Genomic DNA, 26,240 nt, shown 5'->3' with positions numbered 1-26,240 from the left:
AGATGAAATCAAGCATAAGGCAAAAGTCCTGCTGCCGTTAGATTTGGCAGCAATAATAAATGAAATAGATACGGAGGAATCACGCGTTATGAATTTTTTCAAACGAGCCTTTTGGAGCATGAAAGCGAAAAAAGGAAAAACACTTTTACAATTGTTTGTTTTCACGATGATTTGCGTGCTCGTGCTGACAGGAATTACGATCCAGTCGGCAGCCGTGAAATCGAGCGAACTGGCGAGGGAACAGCTCGGAGGCAGCGTCACGCTCAAAGTTGACAGGGAAAAAATGATGAAAGAACAGCAGGACTCAGGAGACCGGAAAAGGTTTGAATCGACCCCCGTTTCTCTCAAATCAGCCGAGAAACTTGCGAGCCTTTACCATGTCAAAAGCTATAACTTCATCTCCTCAACATCTGCTTTAGCGGACAACTTCGATCCGATCGAAAGCGGTGACGAGGATTCAACGGACTCAAACAGCGATCAGCCGGCCGGATCGGGCGGCAATGAACAGGGCGGCCGGCAAATGATGCAGGCTGACGTATCAATCGAAGGTGTGACAAGCACAGCCCTCGTCGACGAATTTGCCGACGGGACGTCCAAGATCACGGAAGGCCGTGCTTTAACAAAGGATGATGTGAATGAAAAAGTCGCCGTGATTGAAGAAACGCTTGCCGAAGAAAACGAGCTGAAGGTCGGCGATACGATCAAAGTCAAAGCGAGCAGCGATGAAGATGCAACGATCAATTTAAAAATCGTCGGAATCTATAAAACGACTTCATCCGGAGACAATCAAGCGCAAAACTTCGCCTTTTTAAACCCTTATAACAAAATCTATACACCATATACGGCGGCATCGGCCTTAAAAGGCGACGATTATCAAAACGCGATAGATGAAGCGGTCTACAATATGGACGACGCCTCCAACATCGACGCTTTCATTGCGGCTGCCAAGAAAACAGGCATTGATTTGGATACATTCACATTGGACGCCAATGACCAGTTGTACCAGCAGATGGTCGGCCCGATTGAAAATGTCGCCTCCTTCTCGAAAAATGTCGTCTATCTTGTCACGGTCGCCGGGGCGGTGATTCTCGGACTGATCGTCATGATGTCAATCAGGGAGAGAAAATACGAAATGGGTGTTCTGATGGCGATCGGCGAAAAACGCCGGAAACTCACCGGACAGTTTTTAACCGAAATCTTAATGATCGCAGTGCTTGCCATCGGGATCTCAGCATTAACCGGCAGCCTGATTGCAAAGCAAATCGGGAACCAGCTCTTGAGCCAGCAAATCGAACAAACGTCAGCTAGCCAGTCTGCAGGCGGAATGATGGGCCCAGGCGGCGGAGGCTTCTTCGGACAAAGTACTGCTCAAGTCTCAGCCATTGATCAGCTCGACATTCAAGTATCCTTCGGGAACTTAATGGCACTTGGCGGAATCGGCCTTTTAATTGCGATGTTCGCGACACTCCTTCCGTCCATATCTGTTTTAAGGCTCCATCCGAAAACGATTTTAACAAAACAAGAATAGAAAGAAGTGAAGATTATGGGCAGTATTTTAGAATTTCAGAATGTCGGCTATTGGTATAAAAATCAGGATCAGCCTCTATTCGAGGATATCAGCATTCAATTCAGCCAAGGACTCTTATATACGATTGTCGGGACTTCCGGTTCCGGCAAAACCACCTTTTTATCGTTGGCGGGCGGACTTGACGCGCCAAAAGAGGGGAACATCCTCTACAAAGGAGAAAACATTTCAAAAATCGGACTGACCAGCTTCCGCAATCAATATGTATCGATCGTTTTTCAGTCCTATAACCTGCTGCCGTATATGACGGCTCTCCAAAATATCACGTCGGCCATGGAAATCACCGGATCTCAGGTCAAAAACAAGGAACAATACGCTTTGGAGATGCTCGAAAAGGTCGGCATCGGCGAAAAGCAGGCCAGACAGAAAGTATTGACATTAAGCGGCGGCCAGCAGCAGCGTGTCTCCATCATCAGAGCGTTCTGCTGTGACACGGATTTAATCGTCGCCGATGAACCGACAGGCAACTTGGATGAAGATACATCAAAAGACATCGTCCGGCTCTTTCAAAACCTTGCCCACCAAGAAAACAAATGCGTCATCATGGTCACCCATGATGAACAGATCGCAAAGGTATCCGATGTCAACATCACGCTTTCAAGGGGCGGCTTTACCGTCAAAAAACGCATATCAGCAGGATAAGGGGAGCGGCATGAGCCGTTCCCCTTCTTTTATTATGAAGCAAATGCTTCTGCAGCAGCAGCCAAATAATACGAGAGGCCTGTTTGCTGATTTTCAAGCATTCCGCGATGAAAATCGTCTTCGATAAAGAAGCGTGTCTGGGACTGAAAATCGTCGGGCGTAATTCCCAAAAACTTGAGGTGCCGTTTAATTGCAGTCTTCACTTGTTCATGGTCGTGTTTGACTCCGTCTCTGAGCGCTTCGGCCATTCCATTCATAAAACGGGCCGCCTCTTCAGCTTTTTCATTCATTTCTTCCGCTATGACTGGTTCTCCTTTCAGCAAATCGACATCATACGCCTCCTTCAAATAGCGGTTTTGTTCAGCGAGCGCATCCTCCCATTCCCTGCTGCTTGAAAACCCTTTGAACATGCTTGATTGATCCATTGCTTCTCCTTTCCCGGCCTGCTGAATCGAAAGATCGATCGTAGAAATAAGCTGTTTAATTCTGTCCAAACGGGCAGTGAAAAGACGTTTCTGCTCAGACAAAATCGTCAGTCGATCAGCTTTGCCGTCCAGTATTTGCTTAATTGCCTTGAGCGGAAATTCGAGCTCCCGATAAAACAAGATGTGCTGCAGCCGTTCCAGCTCTTTTACCCCGTAAAGGCGATAGCCGGCATCCGTCACTTCTGCGGGGCATAGAAGGCAGATTTTATGATAGTGGTACAGCGTTTTGATCGTGATATTCGCCAAGCGAGCCACTTCTTTTACCGTATAGAGCATCAAACCTCACCTCGTCTGTCATGTTAAAGGGTGCCCTAAGGGCGGGGTCAATCCATTACATGGCCTTTTTTTTATTTTTTTTCATTTTCACATAAGTGACTATGCAAATAAAAGCGGGAAGGATCACCTGCATCGGCAAATGGACATATAATGGAACAAACTCGATTCCTTCTTTAACATGCTCTGAAATATTGCTGGCAATGGAGACGGACAAAATCAAAATAATAATGCCGATGACATGAACAACTTTGGAGGGGTTTTTAAGCTTGAATAAAACGGTCACGCCTTCGGTTACGGCATACATGAAAATGCTCATCTTAAAAAAAACGCCAATCACCAGCACGAGCATGAAAAATACATCAAGCCTGACCAAGAATTCGGCGACTTGAATCGTCTGGATCGTACTCAGCAATGGGAAGCGCGACCGCATATTGAGATCGACGCCAAGCACGCTGATGTTCAATGCGACATTAAAAGCCAGGATGAGGCCGCTGATGGCAATTCCCAACAACCCGGCTTTTTTCGCTAGTTTCTTTTCCTTTAAATACGGCAGGATCAATGTAAAGGCGATAATTTCTCCAAACGGAAAATACAGCGTTTGCGTGAACACGGCATGAAACATCGGACCGGGTCCGTTTCCAAGAATGGGCAAAAGCTCTTTCGGTTTGATCATTCCTGACGAAACTATCAGGATAAGGCCTGTGACAGCAAACCAAAACATGATGCCAAACAACAGCTCGCCTGAACGGGCAAGGACCTCGATTCCCTTCCTCACAGTAAAAATACAAACTGCAATCAACAATCCATTAGCGAAGATAATCGGCGTGTTCGGATAAGCCGATGTCAGCAGCATTTCTCCAAAATCGCGCAAAACCCTTGCCGCAATGTAACAATAATAAACAATGTAGATAAATGTCATGCTCCAGCCAACCGGTTTTCCAAAAATATTCATCAGCGTTTTATAGGGAGAGGCGTCGGGATTCACCTGGTAGAAAAAGTGGTGCATCATAAACAAAGCCAGCCCTCCGACTGTTCCGAACAAGATCGCGATCCAGGCGTCCTGTTCTGCAGATTGCCCTGGAAAAATCAGCAGAGAGCTGCTGAGTTCAAACAGAACAATCAGCACGAACAGCTGTGCAGCACTGATTTTTGCTTTCTCCATTTAAAGCCCTCCTCTCTCTTTCATTCAAGAACGCCCTTCACGATGATTCAAAATGTTCGGGTTGTTCCTTAAACCTGTTCTTCGTACATATGCATTAACCGTAATGTCGACATCTGTGTCAGGAAAATACCGATTGCTCCACTCGCCCTCCATCTTTTTCCACGCTTCGGGGTGGGTGCGATACACAACATCACCGAATTGCAGAACATCCGTCTTGTTCCGCTTAACAATGTCAATCGTATTCTGCAATTCATTTTTCAGTTCCTTTGCCACCTTCCTTTCGATGTCGCTCAGCACTTTTGGATCATCCAGGTGAATCGGTAAAGTTGTTTCGCCGATGTCCCCTTCCATGTCGACGTCAACCGAAATCGCCGGTTTGCCGTTTTTCAGGTGAGATCCGATTTTTGTTTTTTGGCGGATGACGTCAAATGTGACGGCATCTCTCTCATGATTCATTGGAATTGTCAAATACGTTCTGCTGATTTTATTGCGCAGCCATAAAACGCCTCTCGCCGTTTTGCCTTCAAGCCAATTGACGAGCTTTCCCTCTTTAATGACCGCCAAGCCGTCCGCTTCGACTATTGCCTCAGGAGATGTAGACTGCACGTTTTCAATTTTTTCACCCTTTTCCTTATTTCCGGTTACTTTAAAAGAAGAAATAATCGGGTGCTTTGCCTTCGAAGTCAAGCATTTGATGACATCCTGGACGCTCGTTTTCATATTTTCTCCTAAATACTTTTCAGTAAATTGCAGCGTTTTGTTTACTTTATTTGACGGGATCTTATCGATCGCAGTCAGCGTCCGGATAAATGTTTTCGCTTTTTGGCCGCGGGAAATAATAATCGTCGCCGTTGTACGAAAATCGGCTTCCCGGTCAAGAGCATCAAGAATTTTAATCAAGCCTTCTTCCTTGGCGAGTTTTTCGTCAACAACCAACAAGTTGGTGTTGGAGTAATAAATCTCGCGCGACATTTTTTTTGACGCATGTCTGCTCATTTCCGTCAGATTGTTTCCCGTCACAGAATAGCTCGAAATCGGCGGCCTGTCTCCTCCCTGTCCGCCTTGAAGGCCTCCTGTCACATTGATCGGGTTGACGATTTGAAAGCTTAATTCGTATTCAGTATCTTTTCCTTTATCAATACCAACAGCAGTGATCAGCAGCAGATCCGTCAGTTCTCTTTTATCCCAGCACCCTTGAAGAAGGACAGTGGCGGCAAGCAGGAGTACAATCTTAACGCTTCGTCTCATTTTGATCACCATCTTCTTGTTTTGTCTTCATATCGCCTGACTCCGGCGGTTCGGGTTTCTGGTACTCTCCTTGACGCACCTTATTGTCGTTGCCGATCAGTTCAGGCCGCTTCTCATGTGTCCACAAAGGCAAGCGAACGATGGCGTCGCCCCAATTTTTCAAAATAAACGGCGCAAAAGGAGTCATATACGGAACACCGAAGGAACGCAGGCTGCATAAATGGACAAACATGATGATCAGTCCAAGAATAATGCCGTAAAAACCCGTCGTCGCCGCGGCAAATATGAAGAAAAACCGGACGAGCCTGGCGGAAATCGCCATGGGGAAAGAAGGTGTAGCAAAACTTGAAATCGCTGTGATCGCTACAATGATGACCATCGCCGGCGACACAATCCCGGCCTGAACGGCCGCCTGCCCAATGACGATCGCTCCCACAATCGAAACGGCTGAACCTATCGCTCTCGGAAGGCGGATTCCAGCCTCCCGCAAAATTTCAAACGAAATTTCCATGATCAGGGCTTCCACCACAGCCGGGAACGGAACGATTTCACGCTGCGCGGCAATTACGATCAAAAGCTCCGTCGGGATCATTTCCTGGTGAAACGTCGTCGCACCGACATAGAAGGCAGGCGCAATCAGCGAAATAAAAAAGATCAATACGCGTAAAAAGCGGATAAACGTCGCAATGTCAAAGCGTGAATAGTAATCTTCAACAGATTGAAAAAATTGAATAAAAACGGCAGGGACAAGCAGAACAAACGGTGTACCGTCAACAAAAATGGCGATTCTTCCTTCAAGCAGGTTTCCTGCGACCATATCCGGCCTTTCAGTTTGATATACCGTCGGAAAAGTCGTAAATACGGCGTCTTCAATAAACTGTTCAATATAACCCGATTCAAGGATGCTGTCGATCTCAATGCTTTCCATCCTTTTTTTGACTTCTTTCACCGTTTTCGGGTCGCATACCCCATTGATATACATGATCGCTACATCGGTTTTTGTGACGCTTCCCATCGTCGTTTTTTCAACCCATAGATTCGGGTTTTTAATAATTCTGCGCACCAAAGAAATATTCGTGTCGAGCGATTCGATAAATCCTTCACGTGAACCGCGGAATGCCTGCTGATTCTCAGGCTCCTTGATCGAGCGTTTTTCACCGCCTTTCGTGGTCGTAATAACCGCTTTTGCCGTCCCCTCGGCCAAAATGATCGTATTTCCTGCCATCAAAGATTCGAGCACTTTGTCCAATCGCTTTTCTTTTTCGACACCGCCCAGGGCAACGGCATCACTTGCAATCGTCTCAAGAACCTCCCTGCCGTACTCCTTTTTCGCCAATTCTTCGGAGTTCATGATCGATTCCAGCAAAAAATCGTGAATCGCTTTATCATCTGTAATGCCGCCGACATAAACGACGGCTATTTCAATTTTTTCGCCAGCGCCCGTTTTTAACTTACGGATGACAATATCGGAGCTGTTTCCGGTCATTTCTTTAATCAGGCTCAGGTTTTCGGCAAGCAAGGGACGCACAAACCCAGACAACTTTACGGTTTCCGGGTTCTTATCTCCGCTCATTAGAGATTCTTGTTTGTTATCTTTTTGATGACGACCTTTAAAAAAGAATGGCATGGCTGTCAGAATCCCCTTTTCGTTTTTCATATTTTTCCTTGCGCAAGCACATTTATACTATTCCCGGGTGAATAGTGCTTTATGAAAGGAGAAAAAATAACGGGGAACGGAGAGTGGTGCAAAGTTGAAATTAATCGGAATCGGGCTTTTATTATTAGCTTCCTTAGAGGCTTTTGCCGTCATGCTGGATGTATTTCAAGGCATGACCTTGCAAAGAGCCATTGTAAACTCCCTGACGTTTGCGGAAGTGGGCGAGTGGATCATCATCCTTTTATTTTTGTTTATCATTTTTCTCGAAGCCTCGGAAAGCTTTCGCAAAAAGAGAAAAAGGACATAAAAGGCTCCCTGTCCAAAGGGAGCTTAAACTTCGATATTTCCATTGACTGTATCTGTTTGGTGGGAATGGATCATTCCTTTGACAATCGTATTGCCGATGATGAGCGTTTGCCTTGACGTATTGGTTTGAATGGCCGTTACTCTTGCTTCCGTATTGCTTCGAAGCGTGTTGTTGAGGATCGCCGAGTCCGACGATTGGTCAAGATAAATGAGGACAGCCGGCAAGGACGGCCTGCTGAGCGTTATCGTATTGCCGATAACCTCGTGTGTTCCGCGGGTGAGAAACACCGTGACGATCAGCGGTGAATCTTCAATATAGTTTCCGATAATTTTTGTATGCTGATTTGTCGAGCAGTATATTGGAAAGTTTCTGAAGCGTGTGATGGTGTTTTGTTGAATAACTGCCGAAGCTGTGTTTGTGACGGATACAGCATATGACTCCGGCACCGTTTGAAAGCCGTTCGGCGAAATAAAGTTTCCTTCTATTACAGCATTTCCTTGAGATATCCATATGCCTCTGGAAAATTGCTTAATGACGTTATGCTTGATTTGGACGTCGTTCCCTGTGCTCCTGACAGCAAGAACGACATTTGCAATATGATTGCCGGAACATGTTACATTGTCTGATTGCGTGATGCTGAAAGCGGTGCCGGACCTTTGTTCAGGTACGTCGTTTTCAATATAATTTCCTTCAATGAAGACTTGCGACGCTTGATAAGCAAGAATTCCGGCATTTACAAAATCACGGATTTTATTCCCCGCAGCAAAAACGCTTTTTCCGCGGATATCTATGCCTGTCGTAAAACCGGAAATCAAATTTCCCTTTATTACGGCATCGCTTCTTTCTTCCAAAGCCCCTACACCGAGGCCGTTAATTCCAGTGCTCTGCCCGGTGAATTCGGGATTTTTCTTGATGATATTGTTTGCAATCGTCGTCCCCGTTCCATAGCCGTATGAAATGGTACCGTCTGCAACATTGCCTTCGATGATGACAGAAGTACCGTTGAAGTTGGAAACGGCATGATTGACATTGCCTTTTAACACGTTGTTTCTGATGATGACATTGACGGGTTCTTCATAGACGATGCTTCCTTCACTATAGCCTTCTATATCAATGCCAAAGCAAGGAGCGGTTCCGTTTCCTGTTCCCGCATCTGCAATTTCGCATCCTTCTACAAGAACATTGTCGCACCCTGTGATGGACAAGTTATTTCTTCTGGAGCGCCTGATATCGCAATTGGTTACCTGAATACGCTCTGACGGTCTATACCCTTCTCCTCCGTTGCTGATAATGATTCCGTCTCCTGTAAAATCGGCTATTCTCACGTTTTCAATGACGACATTTGACGCCCCTTCGATGCAAATTCCGAATCCCCATTCATGGGTCGGCCTCGGGGCCGGTGTATATGTGTGTTTATCTCTTTCACCAATGATGCTGCCTCCGGATATTTTTATATCGGATGTTCCGCCTATATAAAAAGCAGCGTATCCCCATGAACTGTTCGGCTTTACCTTGATGACAGCCTCCGCGTCCATCAAAATTTCAATATTGCCGGGAACATTGATGCCGGCGCCGCGAAACGGAGCCCGCGGGTCGCCGTTTTTCGTCCCGTCAATCATGTACGTGCCGTTCGGTATCCACACCGTGTTGTATCCCATCGACTTTGTCCATGCCAAACATTCGTTGATCGCATTTGTGGAGTCTGTTTTGCCGTCGCCGACAGCGCCGAACTTTGTCGCGTCAACCACTGTCATTCTCATTTCATCAGGTTGCTGCTGCACGCTGTTTTCAGCCTCCTTTTGTAAAACGGTTTGCTTTATATATATGCCAATCTAGTAAAATCCGCTTGTACATAAATAGATAAAATTTTATTAAAAAATCTTTCAATCCAAATTTTCTCCCAAAATTTTTTTCTATCCGCTTGTAAAGCGCTTCACAACTTGTGGCATCATCGATCAAAAATTCAAATCGATTGAAGGTGTATTGACACGAACATTATATAAGAATATGATTTTTATAATAGACATAGAAAGAGAAGGAGTATTGCGAATGTCAAACCATCAAAAAGAAACTTTTCAAAACATTCCGCAAAAGGGGTTTTTTGGACATCCCCGCGGACTCTTCACCTTATTCTTCACTGAATTTTGGGAGCGCTTTTCATACTACGGCATGAGAGCCATCCTTATCTATTATTTGTATACAGAGGTGACAAAAGGCGGCCTCGGGTTTGATCAAACGACAGCGAACTCGATTATGGCCGTATATGGTTCCCTCGTCTATATGTCCGGCATTATCGGGGGCTGGATAGCGGACAGGCTCCTCGGAACTGCAAACACCGTGTTTTACGGCGGCGTGCTCATTATGTTCGGACACATTCTTTTGTCATTCCCGGGAAGCGTCCCCGCTTTCTTCATCAGCATGTTCTTGATCATCATTGGGACAGGCCTTTTAAAACCTAACGTATCAAGCGTTGTCGGCGATTTGTACAGCCCTGAAGACACCCGCCGCGATTCTGGTTTCAGCATCTTCTATATGGGAATCAACCTTGGCGGATTTCTCGCGCCGATTATCGTCGGCACAGTCGGTCAGACATACAACTACCATCTCGGCTTCAGCCTTGCTGCCATCGGCATGTTGTTCGGACTGCTGACCTATTTAGCGACGCGGAAGAAAAACCTCGGATCTGCCGGAAGAACGGTGCCGAATCCGCTGACACCCGCTGAAAGAAAAATGGTGTTCGGACGGATTGGAATCGGTGTTTTGGTGATTGCTGCCATCTTTGGCTATTCCGCCTTTATGGGCTGGATGACAATCGAGCTGTTTACGATGATCGTCAGCTGTCTCGGTATTTTGATCCCGCTGATTTATTTCATCGTCATGTTTAAAAGCTCCAAAACGACGAGTGATGAACGTTCCCGTCTCACAGCTTACATTCCGCTGTTTGTCGCATCGATGATGTTTTGGGCGATTCAGGAACAAGGCGCCAATATTTTAGCCACCTATGCAGATAAACGCACTCATTTGGAATTTTTAGGTGTCCAATTGCACTCTTCTTGGTTCCAGTCGCTGAATCCGTTGTTCATCGTTGTGCTTGCACCGGTTTTCGCATGGATTTGGATGAGGCTCGGAAACCGTCAGCCGTCAACGCCGACGAAGTTTTCACTCGGGTTGATTTTAGCCGGACTGTCATTTGTCGTCATGATTTTCCCTGCTTACATCAACGGCACTGAATCGCTTGCCAATCCAATGTGGCTTGTGCTCAGCTTCCTGATCGTCGTTCTCGGGGAATTGTGCTTGTCTCCAGTCGGGTTATCCGCAACGTCAAAGCTGGCTCCTGCTGCTTTCTCAGCGCAGACGATGAGTCTATGGTTCCTGTCAAACGCTTCTGCACAGGCCATCAACGCACAGATCGTCAGATTTTACAGCGTTGATACCGAGATCGCCTACTTCGGCATCATCGGCGGTGTATCCATCCTGCTCGGGATCATTTTGATGCTGCTGTCACCGAAAATTCAGAAATTTATGAAGGGTGTTAATTAAAAAGCAATAGGCTGATACTCCTTTTCTTCTGTTTTTTCGCAGGATATATACATTTCGATTTAATGAGAGATAGGGAATACCTGTTAAAGCAAAACCCCCGGAAAGAATTCCGGGGGTTTTCTCTGCGGCTTCGTATGCTAAATCTCACAGCCCCTTTAAACCACCGCTTTTTTAACAAAAGTTTACATTTCCTCAAATGATAGTTTTCATTGATTTGCTAGTATAAGTGTTATCAAAAGGAGGTTAATATATGAACTTTTACAAAACGCTCGCCTTATCAACTCTTGCGGCATCCTTATTGTCTCCCTCATGGAGCATTCTCCCCCGTGCCGAAGCTTCAGCTTATAAGGACTTCTCGGTGACTGCCGATGCAGAGACAGAGCCGGTGGATACCCCTGACGACGCGGCAGATGACCCGGCGATTTGGGTTCATCCGAAGCAGCCTGAAAAAAGCCGGCTGATCACAACAAATAAAAAATCTGGCTTGATCGTTTACGATTTAAACGGAAAACAGCTGGCAGCCTATCCGTTTGGCAAATTAAACAACGTCGATCTCCGCTACAATTTTCCGCTCGATGGCAAAAAAATTGATATTGCCGGGGCCTCAAACCGGTCAGACGGCAAAAACACGGTTGAAATATACGCCTTTGACGGCGAAAAAAACAAGCTGAAAAACATCGTCAATCCTCAAAAACCTATTCAAACCGATATTGAGGAGGTGTATGGTTTCAGCCTGTATCACAGCCAGAAAACCGGCAAGTTCTACGCCATGGTGACCGGAAAGAACGGAGAATTCGAGCAATACGAACTGTTTGACAACGGAAAAGGACAAGTCGAAGGCAAAAAGGTCCGCTCATTCAAAATGAGCTCTCAAACAGAAGGGCTTGCAGCAGATGATGAATACGGCAAAATGTACATCGCTGAAGAAGACGCTGCGATTTGGTCTTTCAGCGCCGAGCCAAACGGCGGAGATAAAGGAAAAATTGTCGATCGCGCAGGCGGACCGCATTTAACCGCTGATATTGAAGGGCTGACGATTTACTACGGAGAAGACGGCGAAGGATATTTGATCGCGTCCAGTCAGGGCGATAACCGTTATGCCATCTATGACCGGCGCGGGAAAAACGACTATGTCGCCGATTTTTCAATTGATGACGGTAAAGAAATCGACGGGACAAGCGATACCGATGGAATCGACGTCATCGGCTTCGGCCTCGGCAAAAAATATCCATACGGCATCTTTGTCGCCCAAGACGGCGAAAATACGGAAAATGGACAGCCAGCCAATCAGAACTTCAAAATTGTCTCCTGGGAAAAAATTGCTGACGCGCTGGACGACAAGCCTGATATCGATGATCAGGTCAATCCCCGAAAACTGAAAAAACGAGCCAAATAACGACGGATCCGCGGGAAATGCCCGCGGATTTTTCACATTCCTTTATGTTAAGATAACTATTAATGGAGGGATGGTATTGCGTTTAAATCTCTATGCCGTAGTGTTTATCATGTTGGCGGTTTTATCATGTTTCTCTGCGTTTTTAATCAAGGTGTATTGGCGTACACTTCTGCTGTCATCTTCCTGCTTGCAGCTGCATTTTGCACGAAGCGTCGGCCTGAAAAGTAAGGCTTCCTAGGCCTTATGGTTTCTCCGTAAAATGCTCGTTCCGTAAGGCGGCAGTTTGAGCGCGCCTTTTTTCTGGGTTCCCTTTAAAACGTCCGTGTATGTTTCCTCCGGAAGCGAGACACTTCTGCTTTCCGCTGTAAAATTCATCACGAAAATATAATCGTGGCGGCCGTCTGTGCGGAGCTGGGCGGTGACGCCTTTCGGGAGCTCTGTATCGAGCACTTTGGCAATCCCGCACTCTTCAATGAGCCTGGATATAAACGCCTCTTGGAACGCCGCCTCATTCCTTGAAGCGATATAGTAGGCCTTCCCGTCTCCGAACAAATTGACCGTCAGCGCCGGCCGGCCCGCGTAAAAATCATCCTCGTACGCAGCGAGCGCTTCGGCCCCTTCTAAATGAATCAGATCGCAAAGCTCGCTGGCTTCATAGCTTCCGCTTAATCCGAGCCTGTTTTCTTCATCCATCACAATGGTATTTTTCTGTCCGTCATGAAGAGCATCGATCTCCTCAGACCAAATGCCGAGCGTTTTTCTTAAGCCCCCAGGAAACCCTCCCAGGAACGTAAGATCATTCTCATCAACAATGCCCGACCAATAAGTGGCGACAAATGTACCCCCGTTTTGAACAAACTGTTCAATCCTTTCGGCGGTGCCTTCTTTCAGCATGTAGAGCATCGGGGCGACCAAAAGCTTATAGCGGGAGAAATCAGCCTCCATGTGAATCACATCAACCGGTACGCCTTCCCGCCAAAACGGTTCATAAAACGATTTGGCGGTCCGTTCATAATGCTTTCCGATATTGCGCGGACCTTGGGCATCTTCCAAAGCCCAGCGATTCTCCCAGTCAAATATAATCGCGGCCTCGGGTTCCACTGTCGTCCCTGCGACGTCCTCCAGCTTTTCGAGCTTTTCCCCGAGCTTTTTCACTTCCTGAAAAACGCGCGTATGCTCTGATCCCGCATGATCAACGACTGCCCCGTGAAATTTTTCGCTTGAGCCGCGGCTTTTCCGCCATTGAAAATACTGAACAGTGTCCGATCCGTGAGCGACTGCCTGTAATGATGACAATTCATGCATACCGGGGCGCTTCAGCTTGCTGACATCCTGCCAGTTCGTCATGCTCGGCGTGCTTTCCATCAGCATGAACGGCCGGCCGCCTTTAAGAGAGCGATTGATGTCATGAACAAAAGCAATATCGGCTCCAAGCCGGCTGTCTTCCTGCCGGCTGTTGTGCCATGCCGGATAAGAATCCCACGAGATGACATCAAGCAAATCGGCAAACTTCCAATAATTCAATCCGGCATACGTTCCCATAAAATTCGTCGTCACAGGCAGATCAGGGTTAAACGAACGGACGTGGGCGATTTCATGCCGGCAAAAATCAACCGTTTGATCCGTGACAAAACGCTTCCAGTCCAAATTCAGACCGTGAACGGCATCCTCGCCGTGCGGAGCCGGCGACTCGATCTCGTCCCAATCTATATAGGTATGGCTCCAAAACGATGTCCACCATGCATCATTAAGGCGGTCCAGCGTTTTGTATTTCGCGAGCAGCCACTCTCTGAACTTGTCTTGGCAAAGTTCACAATGGCATTCTCCGCCGTATTCATTAGAAATGTGCCAGCCGATGACGGCCGGGTGATGCGCATAGCGCTCCGCGAGCTTTCCGTTTATGATCGCCGTTTTCCGGCGGTAGACAGGCGACGTATAGCAGTGATTGTGCCGCTTTCCGTGAAGGTTTCTGACCCTGTTGCGCTCCGTTCTCAGCACCTCTGGATACTTTTTGGACATCCAAGCCGGTCTGGCACCGCTCGGTGTAGCCAAAAACGCATAAATTCCGTTTTCCTTGAAAGTATCAAGAACCTGATCGAACCAGTCAAATGTAAATCTTCCTTCTTCAGGCTCGAGCGAAACCCAGGAGAAAATGCCGACAGACATCACATTGCAGCGGGACAGTTTCATCAGGCGGATATCTTCTTTTAATACGTCCGGATATTTAAGCCATTGATCCGGGTTGTAATCGGCTCCATGCAATAGTCGGGGAACTTTCCGGCTGATCGGGGGATACGGTTTAACCATCCTACAGTTTCATCCTTTCTTCCTCGTTTTCATATGACGCGGAGACGGACATGACACTAAAAACGCTTTCAAAAACAGGTTGTTAGATTATATACTCTGTTTTCTTCCCTCTTTCCTGCCAAGGTGGATGAATTTTCCTGTACGATTGAATTTCTCTTTCTTTATTTGTAAAATATATTCTATCATTAACATTTTTAACTTTATTTCCATACACTTGACTAAATCAACTAATTTATTATAATTGATTAAAGCAACGATTTACAGGGAGAGAGGTTTTGAGATGGCGGAAATCAATCATTCTACAACATTAAAATTCAGAGAGTTCAATCGATTCTATACAAATGTGCTCGGTTTTCTGAATGAACATATTTATGACAGCCCTTTTTCATTGACGGAAACCCGGATATTATTTGAAATTCACAATACGGCCGATTGTACAGCCAAACTGATTCAAGATACGCTCGGCCTGGACCGGGGCTATGTCAGCCGGATCCTGAAGCGGTTTGAAAAAGAAAATATGGTCTATAAAAAGAGAAGCGAGGAGGACAGCCGCAACCACTATATCTACTTAACCAGCTTCGGTGAATCCATTTATAAAAAGCTGGAGGCAAAAGCCAATCAGCAAATCGAATACATGCTGAAGCATATCGACGGCCGCCATCAGGAAAAGCTGACGGAGGCAATGAATACAATTGAATGCATATTGTCGGAACACCTGCCTCCCGAAAAATCGGCCGTTTCTATAAGAGATTACTATATATCGGACGATATCAAACTGATGATCGAAAAACAGCGTGCCTTCTACGCGGAGACACACGGCTGGGACGATTCATTTTTGGATTACCTTCACGAAACATTCGACGCCGAGATCGAAAAAATCTGGATCGCAGAGAGCGCCGGAAGATTCGCGGGATGTGTCGGGCTCGTCAAACACCCCGGCAGGACCGTGCAGCTCAGATGGTTTCTGGTCGACGCCGCTTTTCGGCACCAGGGAGTCGGCACACGCCTCTTGGAGCATCTCATCGATTATTGCAAAGAAAATCAGTATGAGCGGATTTTTTTATGGACGGTAAGCACGATGGCCGAAGCACGGCCTTTGTATGAAAAATTCGGATTCAGACTGACGGAAGTGAAAGACGAGACTTTATTATGGGGGCAGCGGCTCCGGGAAGAACGCTGGGATGCCGAGTTAGGCTGACGAAATGGAGGATCTATGAAACGGAAAATACACTACGCCTGGATTATCGTTTTTGTGACGTTTTTGACGCTTTTGGCCGTTCAAGGAGTGCGCCTTTCTTTCGGAGCCTTTATTCAGCCTTGGGAAGAGGAATTTTCAATGGACAGGGGCACGATTTCGCTTATTTCCATGCTGAGCTTCATTGTATATGGCGTGTCCCAGCCGGTGATCGGCAGGCTTGTCGACCGCTTCGGACCGCGGATCATTTTATCCCTCAGCACGCTTCTGGTCGGCTTGAGCATCTTTTTTACATATCTCGTGACTTCTCCGTGGCAGCTGTTTATTTTGTATGGCATCATCGTTTCTCTCGGCGTCGGCGGTGCGTCGAATGTCGCGTCGACCGTGATCGTGACCAATTGGTTCAATGAGAAGCGCGGGCTTGCATTCGGCATCATGGAAGCGGGATTCGGTGCGGGACAGATGCTGCTTGTCCCTGGATCGCTCATGATGATCCACTGGTTTAACTGGAAAGTGACCGTCATTGTTCTGGGATTGTTTTTAGCCGTTATTGTATTTCCGATCGTCATCTTGTTATTGCGGAACCATCCTTCGGAAAAGAATGTACAGCCGATCGGCGGCGCTCAGGGCGGCGAGATAAAAGAAGAGCCGGACGCCCAGCCGAAAAAGATTCCATACAAAGCCGTTTTTCTCAAAAGAACGTTTTGGTTCCTCGTCTTGCCGTTTTTCATTTGCGGATTTACAACAACGGGGTTAATGGATACCCATCTTATCCCTTTTTCGCATGACCACGGGTTTTCGACCGAAGTAACAAGCGCCGCTGTCAGCCTGCTGGCCGGGTTTAACATCATCGGCATTTTGATTTCCGGCGTCGTCGCTGACCGCTGGAGCAGCCGGAAAATTTTGTGCTTTTTATATGCCGTAAGGGCGCTGTCGCTTGTCATTCTGTTGTCGAGCCACAACTCGATGCTCCTGCTTTGCTTCGCGGTTTTGTTCGGTTTGGTCGACTTTGCGACCGTCGCCCCGACGCAAATGCTGGCAACCCAGTATTTCAGGCAGTATTCCGTCGGGTTCATTCTCGGCTGGCTATTCCTCAGCCACCAGATCGGTTCGGCGCTCGGGGCTTATTTGCCGGGCGTCTGGTACAGCCAAACAGGCAACTATAACCTGTCTTTCTACCTTTCAATCGTTATTTTGGCGGTAGCAAGCATTTTGAACATCCTGCTGCCGGAACCTAAAAAAATAAATCCAACACTGAATCAGGAAGGGCGTTCCGTCCAGCAATAATGAAAAAACCTGTTTTTGAAGTTCAAAAACAGGTTTTTCTTATGAATTAAGAAGTTTTATTCTTATTGTAAATATCAAATGCAACGGCAATCAGAAGGACGAGGCCTTTTATCGCCTGCTGCCAGTCGATGCCCAGGCCGAGCAGCGACATACCGTTGTTCATGACTCCCATGACAAGACCGCCGATGATGGCCCCGCCGATCGTGCCGATACCGCCGTAAGCCGAAGCCCCGCCGATGAAGCAGGCCGCAATGGCGTCAAGTTCAAACAGGTTTCCTGCTTTCGGAGTGGCCGCGTTTAGACGGGCGGCAAAAATCAAGCCTGAAAGGGCTGCTAAGACGCCCATATTGACGAAGACCATAAAGGTGAGCCGTTTTGTTTTGATTCCTGAAAGCTCGGCTGCTTTTTCATTGCCGCCGATCGCGTAGATTCTCCGCCCGATGACGGTTTTTTTCATAACGAATGTATACCCGGCGATTAAGACGAACAATGTGATCAAAATGAGAGGTATACCTTCATAAGTCGCGAGAATGTAGGTAAAAAGGTTGATAATGGCGATGATAAAAAACACCTTAACTGTAAACAGACCTTTTCCCTGCAAGTCAAATTGGAATTTCTTCTGCATGTTTCTCTGCTGAAGCTGATATACGAGATAAAGAATCGACACACCCGCTCCGACGACAATCGTCGTCAAATGGAACGTGCCTCCGTTCAGCCAGTCCGGAATAAAACCGGACGCCATTTTTTGGAAGGACACAGGAAACGGAGCGATCGATTTCCCCTCCAGCACGATCATCGTGAGCCCTCTGAACAAAAGCATTCCCGCCAGCGTCACGATGAAGGCCGGAATCTTGACATAAGCGATCCAAAAACCCTGCCAGGCGCCGATTGCCGCTCCCAGAAGCAACGACAGGACGACCGCCGCAAACAGCGGCATATCGTTTTCAATGATCATCATCGCGGAGACGGCGCCGACAAAAGCGGCGACTGAACCGACTGATAGATCAATGTGTCCCGTGATGATGACGAGCATCATCCCAATCGCTAAAATGAGAATGTAGCTGTTTTGCAAAATCAGGTTCGTAATGTTCAGCGGTCTCAGCAAAATTCCGTCTGTCAATATTTGAAACAGCAGCATAATAAACACGAGCGCAATGACCATGCTGTATTTCCGGATATTCTGCTTATACATATCGCGAAACAGCTGAAAGTAGCCGGGCTGAGCGCGGTCTTTATCCGTTTGCACCGGTGTCTGCATACGCTTCTCCCCCTCTCTTCATGCGGATGGTCATATATTTCATCAGCTTCTCCTGATCGGCTTCTTCTTTGGAAAATTCGGCGGTGATTTCCCCCTCACACATCGTATAGATTCTGTCGCACATCCCCAGCAGCTCGGGAAGCTCCGAAGAGATCATGATAACCGCTTTACCCGCTTCGGCAAGCTGATTGATGACGCCGTAGATTTCGTATTTGGCGCCGACATCGATGCCGCGCGTCGGTTCATCCAGGATTAAAACGTCAGGCTCCGCGAAAATCCACTTGCTCAGCATGACCTTCTGCTGGTTGCCTCCGCTTAAATTTCCGGTCCGCTGGCTGATATCGGGCGTCTTGATGTTTAATTTCCGGCGAAAATCCTCCGCTTCATGTTGTTCGCGCCGCTCGTCCATCACCAATCGGCTCGACACCTTATCCAGTTTCGACAGCGTAATGTTTTCTTTAATGCTGTCCTTCAGAATCAAACCGTTTCCTTTCCTGTCCTCCGTCACATAGACGATGCCGTTTTTAATGGCATCTTCAGGGTGGTTGATGTAAAGCTCCCGCCCGTCTTTTTCGATTGTGCCGGAAATGTTTTTCCCATATGATCTTCCAAAAATGCTCATCGCCAGCTCCGTCCTTCCGGAGCCCATCAGTCCGGCAATTCCTGCGATCTCGCCTCTTTTCACGGAAAACGCCGCCATGTTTACCACTTTGCGGTCCTGTTGAAGAGGATGGTGAACTGTCCAATCCTTCACTTCAAAGATGACGTCGCCGATCTCGGCGCTTCTGTCAGGGTAGCGGTTTTGCAGCTCCCTGCCGACCATGCCTCTGATGATCCGGTTTTCAGTCAATTGCCCGCTTTGAACATCAAGCGTTTCGATCGTCTGTCCGTCCCGGAGCACGGTAATCGAATCTGCGACTTTCGTAACTTCATTTAATTTATGGGAAATCATAATCGAAGAGATTCCCTGTTTTTTCAGTTCGAGCAAGAGCTGCAGCAGATTCTCGCTGTCAGCTTCATTTAAAGCCGCCGTCGGTTCATCCAAAATCAAGAGCTGCACTTTTTTTGCCAAAGCTTTGGCGATTTCAACAAGCTGCTGCTTTCCGACGCCGATTTGGGAAACAAGCGTATCCGGAGATTCTTGAAGCCCGACTTTTTTCATTAATTCGAGCGTTTCCAGCTTTGTCTTTCGCCAATTGATGACGCCGCGGCTGGCCTGTTCATTGCCCAAAAAAAGATTTTCCGCAATGGAAAGCTGGGGGACGAGCGCCAGCTCCTGGTGGATGATGACGATCCCCGCTTCCTCGCTTTGCTTAATATTTTTGAATTGGCATACTTCCCCTTTATATAAAATGTCGCCCGTATACGCACCGTACGGATAGACGCCGCTCAGCACCTTCATCAAAGTCGACTTGCCCGCCCCGTTTTCCCCGCAGAGGGCATGGATTTCGCCCGCTTTAACGCGAAGGTGGACATTGTCGAGCGCTTTGACGCCGGGAAACTCCTTCGTGATGCCTCTCATCTCTAAAATGCAATCGGACATCGGATCACTTCCCTAATTCCGATTCTTTATAGTAACCGCCGTCAACGAGCACTTTTTTGTAGTTCTCTTTGTCGACGACGACCGGTTCAAGCAGGTATGATGGAACGACCTTCTCTCCGTTGTCATACGTCTTTGTGTCATTGACTTCCGCTTTTTCGCCTTTTAAGACGGATGACGCCATCTCAACGGCTTTTTTCGCCAGCTCTCTCGTATCTTTGAAAATGGTTGAGGTCTGCTCCCCTTTAATGATCGAATTCACGGAAGCAAGCTCTGCATCCTGTCCCGTAATAACCGGCAGCGGCTTCTTGTCCGAGCCGTAGCCCGCACCTTTTAAGGATGAAATGATTCCGATGCTGATTCCGTCATACGGTGAAAGCACCGCATCAAGCTTCGCCTTTGTATAATGCGCACTCAGCAAATTGTCCATCCGGGATTGTGCGGTTGCGCCGTCCCACCTGAGCGTCGCCCCTTGCTCAAATGAAGTCTGGCCGCTCAACACCTTTAATTTGCCCGAATCGATATAAGGCTTCAAAACAGACATGGCGCCGTCAAAAAAGAAATGCGCGTTGTTGTCGTCGGGCGATCCCGCGAACAATTCGATGTTGAACGGCCCTTTTTTGTCTTTTAAGCCAAGCTTTTCTTCAATATATTTCCCTTGAAGTTCCCCGACTTTATGATTGTCAAATGTCGCATAATAGTCGACATGTTTGCTGTTCATGAGCAGCCGGTCATAAGAAATGACTTTAATATCCTGCTTGTTTGCTTTCTCTAGGACGTCGGTCAGCGCTTCTCCGTCAATCGAAGCAATGACAAGCACATTGACGCCCTTTGTAATCATATTTTCGATTTGTGAAACTTGGTTTTCAACGACATCTTCCGCATACTGCAGATCCGTTTTATAACCGAGCTTTTCAAACTCTTTCACCATGTATTTCCCGTCATACACCCAGCGTTCCGATGACTTTGTCGGCATTGAGATTCCGACGTAGCCTTTGTCTCCCCCTCCGCTTGCCTGATTCCCCGAACAAGCGGTAACGATGAGACAGAAAAGCATTGCAGTGATCAACAGCCAGCATTTTTTCATGCTTGGTATCCCCCTTTTTGATTTCTCCCATCATGAATCATGCCAACTGTACCATGTCTTTCGAATGTCCGTCTTTTGAATTAATTAACTATTTTTATAAAAATCAGACTTTTTTGAAGCGCTTACATTACAATTTTCCTCCTGTTCTTTCAATTCCCGACATGCGGCGGTACTGATTGGGGGATACACCCATCGTCTTTTTAAATACAGTGCTGAAATAGTGCTGTGTATCATAGCCCGTTTGTTCGGCAATGTCATGAATTGAAAGAGGGGTTGTCTCTAACAGGTGAACCGCTTGATCCATGCGCATCTCCGTCAAAAGCTGAACAAATGTCATGCCGAGCTCCTTCTTCATGATCCTGCTCAAATAGACGGGCGAGACTTGAAGCGCATCCGCCGTCTGTTTTAAAGAAAACTCCCTTTCAGTGAAATGCTTTTTCATATATTCTTTGGCCCTCGTGACAACCGGCGAGATATAAAATGCTTTCGAAACTTGCTGTCTGCAATGCTGATAGCATTGCGCAGCTGAGCGGCCGTTTTCGGCAAGCTTCGCGAAGCAGACGGCGGCGCTTGCCTGCATTTCAGCTTCGATCATCTCTGCAAGCGCCCGCTGTTCAGCTTCTGTAACAGAACGCCACAGGCAGGCGGCGATCAGACGGTCTCCGTCGAAAAAAACAGCCTTATCCCGCTCATCGATAAAGAAGCGTTCTACTTTTTCTTTCAGACTGTCGGCTTCAGACGGCTTGTTCCATACATGTCCGGCCGCGATGACGCCGAGCGTCTCAGGATAGCGGGCCGGCAGACGGAGGCATTCGAACTGCCGGTAAACGTCTTCTTCCACTGCCCGGCCTTCGATCCAGCTTCTGAAAACATGCTCTTTCAAAAGGCCGAGGTTTTGTTGAATATGCTGCTCGGCAAGCTTTTGCTCGCTGAGCTTCTTTTTTTCAGCTGCCAGCGACACGCTGATGTTTTCGAGCACTAGTTCCAGATGAGCGGGATCGACCGGCTTTAACAAATAATCATCGACATTCAGCCGGATCGCTTCTTGCGCGTATGCAAACTGATCGTAGCCCGTCACGATGACAAAGCGGCACTGCGGCAGGGCGCCGCGGAGCTTTTTCATCAGCGTGATTCCGTTGACGATCGGCATATTCAAGTCGACAATCAATAAGTCGATGCCGTGTTTGAGAGCGAGCTCAAATGCCTCCTCGCCATTCTCCGCTTCAGCCGACACCGACATTTGATAGCGCTCCCAAGAGACGGCATCCCGTATTCCTTCCCGAATCCACGGTTCATCATCGGCAATCAGTACGCGCCAACATTCACTCAAGGCTTGTTCCCCCTTTTGTTAAGATTGGAAGCCGTATTGTGACGGCGGTTCCGGCTCCTTTTCGGCTTTCAACCGTTAAACCGTACGGCTCGCCAAATGTAAGGGCGATCCGTTCATGTACGTTGATCATGCCGTAGCCCGCTGTATCGTCCCTGTGTTTGAATTGATCGGTTATTTGCTTTAGCGTCTCTTCATCCATTCCGGCTCCGTCATCCTCGATTTTGATGATCAGCGAGCCGTCTTCCTCTATGCCTTTGATCGTAATATGCCCCGGCCCCTTTTTTTCTTTAATTCCGTGATAAATCGCATTTTCGACAATCGGCTGAAGCACGAGCTTTAATATCAGGCGATCGTCACAAAGCCCGGTCATTTCGATTGAGTAGTTTAATTTATCGCGGTATCGCGCTTTTTGGATTTTTAAATAGTTTTCAACATGTGCAAATTCATCAGACAGCGAAATGATATCTTTCCCTTTGCTCAAGGAGATGCGGAACAGCTTGGATAAAGCCTGCACAAGACCGCTGACCTCTTCCGCTCCTTTCTTCCTCGCCATCCAATTGATTGTATCCAGCGTGTTGTAGAGAAAATGAGGGTTGATCTGCGCCTGCAGCGCCCTTAATTCGGCTTCCCTTTTTTGGCGCTCTTGTCTTTCTGTGACCGACATCAGCTCCCTGATTCTCAACATCAGGCGATTGAAGCTTTTTCCCAATAGCCCGATTTCATCTTCCCTTTCCTCCTGATAAAATGTTGAAAAATTCCCGCTTTCCGCCGTTTTCATGACAGCATTCAGCTTCAAAATCGGCCGCGACATGGAATGGGACAAATAATAGGAAGCGGACATTCCGAGAAACGCCGCCGTCAGTAAAAACAAAAGCACATACAAGTGGATTTCCTTCACTTCGAATACCGGTTCACCCGCTTTAAAAACGCCGACCGTTGTCCAGTTCGTAAAGGAAGACGTCTCATAAATGAACTGATACTCCTCTCCCTTGATCCGCTTCGAAAAATATCCGGACCGGTCTTGACTGAACCACTTTTTCGGCAGAAACAGCTTTGAGGTCTCCGGTGCATAAATATTGCCGCCATTCTCATCCATGATCATCAAATAACCCGTTTTCCCCAAGCGGATATTTTTTGTCGCTTCTGCGAGGACGCGCAGCTTCAAATCGATGAGCACAACGCCTTTCACATGCTGTGTCTCAGGATCGATAACAGCTCTGACGGCAGAAACGACCTCGTCTTCCCTGTAATGCACATGGCTTCTGATATTCCGATTGACAGGCTTTCCGATCATCTTGAAAATCCCTTCATTAGCGACAGCCGCCAGATACCACGGTTCTTTTGTCAAATCTGTCGGCGTGCGTTCATACATCTCATTGCTGATCATCTCACCCTTATCATTGACGACGAGAATGCCCGCGGCTTCGGAATATAAAGAAGTCAGGCCCTGCAAAAACGTCCTTCGCTTATAATCCGCCTCTCCGTCCTCCTTTTCATGATTAAAAAACGCTTCCATTTCTTCATTCATTGATATTAAATATGTCAGGTTCTGCATGTGGCTGACATATACTTCAGCCGTCTTGTTCACTTCGCCGATCAGCTGCAGCGTTTGGTCGATCACCTGTTTTTCAATAATATTTTCAACGGCCCATCCCGATAAAATGCCGAGGCCGATCGTCGGCAGCATGCTGATTAATAAGAGAAGGCTGATCAGCTTATGACGGATCGGCGCATTGTTAATCAAACGTTTAATCATTCGCATAATAGGCTGCCACATTTTCTTTCGTTATGATCGTAATGCCTGTATCGATCGCTGCCGGAAGCGGGCGTTCATGCTTCAGATGGTGATTTGAGAAAAACAGCATGTGCAGCGACCAATAGCCCATTTGCCATGTGTCCTGACCTATTGTCGCGGAAATCGATCCGCTTTTGATGCCGTCCAGCGTTTTCTTGTCCTTATCAAAGCCGATGATGCATACTTCCCCTTCAAGTCCCGCCGCCTTCACAGCACGGGCCACACCGCTCGCCCCATTGGCTTCTGTCGTGAAAATTCCTTTGATGGACGGATTTTTTTCCAGAATCTTTGCCGCTTCTTTTTTCGACGTCAGCTCATCCCCTTTTCCGTCCAAAACCGCGGCGACCTTCATGTTCGGGTATTTTTGCTTGATCGTTTGTTCAAAGCCCTTCGTCCTTTCCTGGTGATTGTACTGCCGCGGCTGAGTAATGATTGCGGTCTCTCCCTTTCCATCTAAAAACTCGGCCATTCGCCTTGCTGCCTCAGCACCCGCTTCCATATTATTTGTGCCGACATATGTAGAGGCTTTGCTGAGCGGGGCGTCTGAATCGAATAAAACGATCGGAATGCCCTGCTCGTGCGCCTTGTCGATGACAGGGTTTAAAGCTTTGGGATCTATTGCCGAAAGCGCGATCCCCGCCGGCTTTTTTGCAATGACCTGCTCGAGGACGGTCGTCTGCTCATGGACATCATAATGGGCCGCCCCCCGATACTCGACAGAGACGTTGAACAGCTGCGCGGCATCCTCAAAGCCTTTCAGGCCGCTTTTCCAATATTCGATTCCCGATTGAAACGTGACCATCACATATTTTTCGGACAGACTTCCGGCCGCCGGCCTTCTGCTTGCTTCTGTAGATCCGGTTTTATCGCCCCGGGAGTAGTCGTAGACATAGAGAAAAAACAAACAGAGCATCACGGCATAAACAACTAACAGCTTCTTCATCTTCATCCCCCTGTTGGTCAGAGGACAAGACAGCGTTTACAATCTATCATAAAGTATATATTTAGCCGCATATTTTTCTTAGAATCCAGCTGAGGCATCCTGACAGAAATTCCGCCCGTCCCCTTTTTTCATCACAAACAGACAATTTCCCCCCTTGTTTATTTGAAATATCTAATCTATTTGACATTTTGTTCGAAAAACCCTGTTTAGTGTTCGACAAGATCGCCTCTTTCTTAAAATTACCTTAAAGTTTGTGAAACAAAGAATAAATATCATAAAAAACACAGCCCTAAGAACCATGTCTTTTATCCTTGAAGGAAAATGGAGAAAAGTGCAAAATCGCAGTCATAATAAGGAATTCCCTGCTTAGCCGCTCGACTCGATTCTTTAATCGCGGTACATTTTTCCTATTCAACTCATTTATACCATGTTGTAACATTAATAAGGTCCTTTAACGAACGGATCCCAACAGGTCATTTGAATCAAATTTTCCGGGAGGTGGCAGTAACATGATCTGGGAAAAAACAGTTTTATACGGGCTGCAAGGTACACTTCTCATCAAAAAACAACAGCTCGAACAACTGAAAAATTGCCAAACTGAATTAGAAGCAGATAAAAAGGAATTTGACGATTCAAAAGACAGCATCAAAAAGCCCGAACTGTCGCCGACAACATGGCAGGGCAGCCTTGCTGATTCTTTTAAAAACGTCAGAAGCGATATGAAAACGGCCTACAATGATATTTGCGGAAAACAATTAAATGAAGTGTTTAAACAATTAAAAGAGAAAATCTCTTCCTTAAATGATGACATTGATTCACTAGGTAAGGATATCAGCTCATTAAAAACGAAAATTGAAAAGCTGGAAAAAGAAGAAAGAGAAGCCCGCCGCTAAAGGAGTGATTACGATGGGTCAAGAAATCAAAGTCAAAACAGGCGAAGTCAAACAGGCGCTCTCGAAGCTGAAGCATTCTGCCCAAGCTGTAAAGCCGAATGTGCCGACAGATATCAGCGGCAAAAACAACCTTGACGTCGTCAAAAAAATCGAAAGCATGAACAAAGATTTGAAAAGCCTGACAAAAGCATACGCATCAGCTCTCGCTAAACAAATTGCGCAAACCGAACAGGCTGTCAACGCCATAAAAGACGCCGACAAAAAGCTGTCGTCATCGATCAAAGCCAAGTAGAAGGAAGGGACTACG

The 26,240-nt window shown here is 47.1% G+C and carries 21 protein-coding genes; 9 read left to right on the top strand and 12 right to left on the bottom strand.

All coding sequences use genetic code 11. The annotated features are described in order from the left end of the window. The first annotated feature begins 88 nt into the window (after positions 1 to 88). Complete coding sequence (locus MHI30_RS02350; protein ID WP_017473981.1) at positions 89 to 1,528, top strand: ABC transporter permease; 1,440 nt, start codon at positions 89 to 91, stop codon at positions 1,526 to 1,528. Between the two features lie 15 nt (positions 1,529 to 1,543). After that, a complete protein-coding gene (locus tag MHI30_RS02345; protein ID WP_003178925.1) occupies positions 1,544 to 2,227 on the top strand; it encodes an ABC transporter ATP-binding protein in 684 nt (227 codons plus the stop codon). A 32-nt stretch (positions 2,228 to 2,259) separates the two neighbouring features. On the opposite strand, the gene MHI30_RS02340 is transcribed toward MHI30_RS02345, so the two are convergent. The 4 genes from MHI30_RS02340 to MHI30_RS02325 are packed head-to-tail and all read right to left on the bottom strand — an operon-like array spanning position 2,260 to position 7,025. Beyond that, positions 2,260 to 2,988: a MerR family transcriptional regulator gene (locus MHI30_RS02340; protein ID WP_075223388.1), complete on the bottom strand. Its 729-nt coding sequence runs from the start codon at positions 2,986 to 2,988 to the stop codon at positions 2,260 to 2,262. Positions 2,989 to 3,043: 55 nt separating this feature from the next. Then, positions 3,044 to 4,150, bottom strand: a complete 1,107-nt coding sequence (locus MHI30_RS02335) for a GerAB/ArcD/ProY family transporter (RefSeq protein ID WP_016886095.1) — start codon at positions 4,148 to 4,150, stop codon at positions 3,044 to 3,046. Between the two features lie 24 nt (positions 4,151 to 4,174). After that, positions 4,175 to 5,398 (bottom strand): Ger(x)C family spore germination protein, encoded by a 1,224-nt coding sequence (locus tag MHI30_RS02330; RefSeq protein WP_016886094.1) that lies wholly within the window; start codon positions 5,396 to 5,398, stop codon positions 4,175 to 4,177. Next, on the bottom strand, positions 5,382 to 7,025 hold the full coding sequence (locus MHI30_RS02325) for a spore germination protein (protein ID WP_029327036.1): 1,644 nt from the start codon (positions 7,023 to 7,025) through the stop codon (positions 5,382 to 5,384). The genes MHI30_RS02330 and MHI30_RS02325 overlap by 17 nt, the downstream gene beginning before the upstream one ends. Before the next feature lie 124 nt (positions 7,026 to 7,149). Between MHI30_RS02325 and MHI30_RS02320 the strand changes: the two genes are divergently transcribed. Further along, positions 7,150 to 7,362, top strand: coding sequence for a hypothetical protein (locus MHI30_RS02320; protein WP_016886092.1), 213 nt, complete (start codon positions 7,150 to 7,152; stop codon positions 7,360 to 7,362). A gap of 23 nt (positions 7,363 to 7,385) precedes the next feature. Here MHI30_RS02320 and MHI30_RS02315 read toward each other — a convergent pair whose 3' ends face one another. After that, a complete protein-coding gene (locus MHI30_RS02315; protein WP_029327035.1) occupies positions 7,386 to 9,122 on the bottom strand; it encodes a right-handed parallel beta-helix repeat-containing protein in 1,737 nt (578 codons plus the stop codon). Between the two features lie 289 nt (positions 9,123 to 9,411). On the opposite strand from MHI30_RS02315, the gene MHI30_RS02310 reads away from it, so the two are divergent. Together MHI30_RS02310 and MHI30_RS02305 are read left to right on the top strand one after the other, a co-directional pair. Then, positions 9,412 to 10,902 carry a peptide MFS transporter gene (locus tag MHI30_RS02310; RefSeq protein ID WP_016886090.1) on the top strand — a complete coding sequence of 497 codons (1,491 nt, stop codon included), beginning with the start codon at positions 9,412 to 9,414 and terminating at the stop codon, positions 10,900 to 10,902. Between the two features lie 250 nt (positions 10,903 to 11,152). Further along, positions 11,153 to 12,298 (top strand): phytase, encoded by a 1,146-nt coding sequence (locus MHI30_RS02305; protein WP_011197542.1) that lies wholly within the window; start codon positions 11,153 to 11,155, stop codon positions 12,296 to 12,298. Positions 12,299 to 12,532: 234 nt separating this feature from the next. On the opposite strand, the gene MHI30_RS02300 is transcribed toward MHI30_RS02305, so the two are convergent. Continuing rightward, entirely contained in the window at positions 12,533 to 14,605 is a 2,073-nt protein-coding gene (locus MHI30_RS02300) for a beta-galactosidase (protein WP_075753892.1), read from the bottom strand. Positions 14,606 to 14,885: 280 nt separating this feature from the next. Here MHI30_RS02300 and MHI30_RS02295 point away from each other — a divergent pair, with 280 nt between their 5' ends. Together MHI30_RS02295 and MHI30_RS02290 are read left to right on the top strand one after the other, a co-directional pair. Then, complete coding sequence (locus MHI30_RS02295) at positions 14,886 to 15,803, top strand: helix-turn-helix domain-containing GNAT family N-acetyltransferase (RefSeq protein WP_075753890.1); 918 nt, start codon at positions 14,886 to 14,888, stop codon at positions 15,801 to 15,803. 15 nt (positions 15,804 to 15,818) lie between these two features. Next, entirely contained in the window at positions 15,819 to 17,087 is a 1,269-nt protein-coding gene (locus MHI30_RS02290; protein WP_011197540.1) for an MFS transporter, read from the top strand. Positions 17,088 to 17,133: 46 nt separating this feature from the next. Here MHI30_RS02290 and mmsB read toward each other — a convergent pair whose 3' ends face one another. The 6 genes from mmsB to MHI30_RS02260 form a co-directional block, all read right to left on the bottom strand. Next, positions 17,134 to 18,345: a multiple monosaccharide ABC transporter permease gene (gene mmsB / locus MHI30_RS02285; RefSeq protein ID WP_009330197.1), complete on the bottom strand. Its 1,212-nt coding sequence runs from the start codon at positions 18,343 to 18,345 to the stop codon at positions 17,134 to 17,136. Further along, positions 18,320 to 19,888 (bottom strand): multiple monosaccharide ABC transporter ATP-binding protein, encoded by a 1,569-nt coding sequence (mmsA, locus tag MHI30_RS02280; RefSeq protein WP_003178898.1) that lies wholly within the window; start codon positions 19,886 to 19,888, stop codon positions 18,320 to 18,322. The genes mmsB and mmsA overlap by 26 nt, the downstream gene beginning before the upstream one ends. A 4-nt stretch (positions 19,889 to 19,892) precedes the next feature. After that, on the bottom strand, positions 19,893 to 20,972 hold the full coding sequence (chvE, locus tag MHI30_RS02275) for a multiple monosaccharide ABC transporter substrate-binding protein (protein ID WP_003178897.1): 1,080 nt from the start codon (positions 20,970 to 20,972) through the stop codon (positions 19,893 to 19,895). Positions 20,973 to 21,099: 127 nt separating this feature from the next. Next, a complete protein-coding gene (locus MHI30_RS02270; RefSeq protein WP_075753888.1) occupies positions 21,100 to 22,302 on the bottom strand; it encodes a response regulator in 1,203 nt (400 codons plus the stop codon). Next, positions 22,295 to 24,058: a sensor histidine kinase gene (locus tag MHI30_RS02265; RefSeq protein ID WP_305954534.1), complete on the bottom strand. Its 1,764-nt coding sequence runs from the start codon at positions 24,056 to 24,058 to the stop codon at positions 22,295 to 22,297. The genes MHI30_RS02270 and MHI30_RS02265 overlap by 8 nt, the downstream gene beginning before the upstream one ends. Then, positions 24,051 to 25,040: a substrate-binding domain-containing protein gene (locus tag MHI30_RS02260; protein WP_075753884.1), complete on the bottom strand. Its 990-nt coding sequence runs from the start codon at positions 25,038 to 25,040 to the stop codon at positions 24,051 to 24,053. Before MHI30_RS02260 ends, MHI30_RS02265 begins: the two co-directional genes overlap by 8 nt. A 509-nt stretch (positions 25,041 to 25,549) precedes the next feature. Between MHI30_RS02260 and MHI30_RS02255 the strand changes: the two genes are divergently transcribed. Further along, positions 25,550 to 25,933 carry a DUF5082 family protein gene (locus MHI30_RS02255; RefSeq protein WP_003178893.1) on the top strand — a complete coding sequence of 128 codons (384 nt, stop codon included), beginning with the start codon at positions 25,550 to 25,552 and terminating at the stop codon, positions 25,931 to 25,933. A 13-nt stretch (positions 25,934 to 25,946) separates the two neighbouring features. After that, positions 25,947 to 26,225 carry a YwqI/YxiC family protein gene (locus MHI30_RS02250; protein ID WP_020450144.1) on the top strand — a complete coding sequence of 93 codons (279 nt, stop codon included), beginning with the start codon at positions 25,947 to 25,949 and terminating at the stop codon, positions 26,223 to 26,225. The last annotated feature ends 15 nt before the right edge of the window (positions 26,226 to 26,240 follow it).

This window comes from Bacillus sp. FSL L8-0528 (assembly GCF_038593085.1).
In the GTDB taxonomy this organism is placed as follows: Bacteria; Bacillota; Bacilli; order Bacillales; family Bacillaceae; genus Bacillus; species Bacillus paralicheniformis.
The sequence above is the reverse complement of the archived record's forward strand: the minus strand, read 5'-3'. Positions and strand labels throughout refer to the sequence as shown.

What these genes read in the sequence shown, in the direction of transcription:
- MHI30_RS02325 (WP_029327036.1), bottom strand. Translation starts at nt 7,025, where the DNA reads ATGCCATTCTTTTTTAAAGGTCGTCATCAAAAAGATAACAAACAAGAA.
- MHI30_RS02250 (WP_020450144.1), top strand. Translation starts at nt 25,947, where the DNA reads ATGGGTCAAGAAATCAAAGTCAAAACAGGCGAAGTCAAACAGGCGCTC.
- MHI30_RS02265 (WP_305954534.1), bottom strand. Translation starts at nt 24,058, where the DNA reads ATGATTAAACGTTTGATTAACAATGCGCCGATCCGTCATAAGCTGATC.
- MHI30_RS02290 (WP_011197540.1), top strand. Translation starts at nt 15,819, where the DNA reads ATGAAACGGAAAATACACTACGCCTGGATTATCGTTTTTGTGACGTTT.
- mmsA (WP_003178898.1), bottom strand. Translation starts at nt 19,888, where the DNA reads ATGTCCGATTGCATTTTAGAGATGAGAGGCATCACGAAGGAGTTTCCC.
- MHI30_RS02335 (WP_016886095.1), bottom strand. Translation starts at nt 4,150, where the DNA reads ATGGAGAAAGCAAAAATCAGTGCTGCACAGCTGTTCGTGCTGATTGTT.
- MHI30_RS02340 (WP_075223388.1), bottom strand. Translation starts at nt 2,988, where the DNA reads ATGCTCTATACGGTAAAAGAAGTGGCTCGCTTGGCGAATATCACGATC.
- MHI30_RS02345 (WP_003178925.1), top strand. Translation starts at nt 1,544, where the DNA reads ATGGGCAGTATTTTAGAATTTCAGAATGTCGGCTATTGGTATAAAAAT.
- MHI30_RS02305 (WP_011197542.1), top strand. Translation starts at nt 11,153, where the DNA reads ATGAACTTTTACAAAACGCTCGCCTTATCAACTCTTGCGGCATCCTTA.
- MHI30_RS02260 (WP_075753884.1), bottom strand. Translation starts at nt 25,040, where the DNA reads ATGAAGAAGCTGTTAGTTGTTTATGCCGTGATGCTCTGTTTGTTTTTT.
- MHI30_RS02295 (WP_075753890.1), top strand. Translation starts at nt 14,886, where the DNA reads ATGGCGGAAATCAATCATTCTACAACATTAAAATTCAGAGAGTTCAAT.
- chvE (WP_003178897.1), bottom strand. Translation starts at nt 20,972, where the DNA reads ATGAAAAAATGCTGGCTGTTGATCACTGCAATGCTTTTCTGTCTCATC.
- MHI30_RS02330 (WP_016886094.1), bottom strand. Translation starts at nt 5,398, where the DNA reads ATGAGACGAAGCGTTAAGATTGTACTCCTGCTTGCCGCCACTGTCCTT.
- MHI30_RS02315 (WP_029327035.1), bottom strand. Translation starts at nt 9,122, where the DNA reads ATGAGAATGACAGTGGTTGACGCGACAAAGTTCGGCGCTGTCGGCGAC.
- MHI30_RS02300 (WP_075753892.1), bottom strand. Translation starts at nt 14,605, where the DNA reads ATGGTTAAACCGTATCCCCCGATCAGCCGGAAAGTTCCCCGACTATTG.
- mmsB (WP_009330197.1), bottom strand. Translation starts at nt 18,345, where the DNA reads ATGCAGACACCGGTGCAAACGGATAAAGACCGCGCTCAGCCCGGCTAC.
- MHI30_RS02310 (WP_016886090.1), top strand. Translation starts at nt 9,412, where the DNA reads ATGTCAAACCATCAAAAAGAAACTTTTCAAAACATTCCGCAAAAGGGG.
- MHI30_RS02255 (WP_003178893.1), top strand. Translation starts at nt 25,550, where the DNA reads ATGATCTGGGAAAAAACAGTTTTATACGGGCTGCAAGGTACACTTCTC.
- MHI30_RS02350 (WP_017473981.1), top strand. Translation starts at nt 89, where the DNA reads ATGAATTTTTTCAAACGAGCCTTTTGGAGCATGAAAGCGAAAAAAGGA.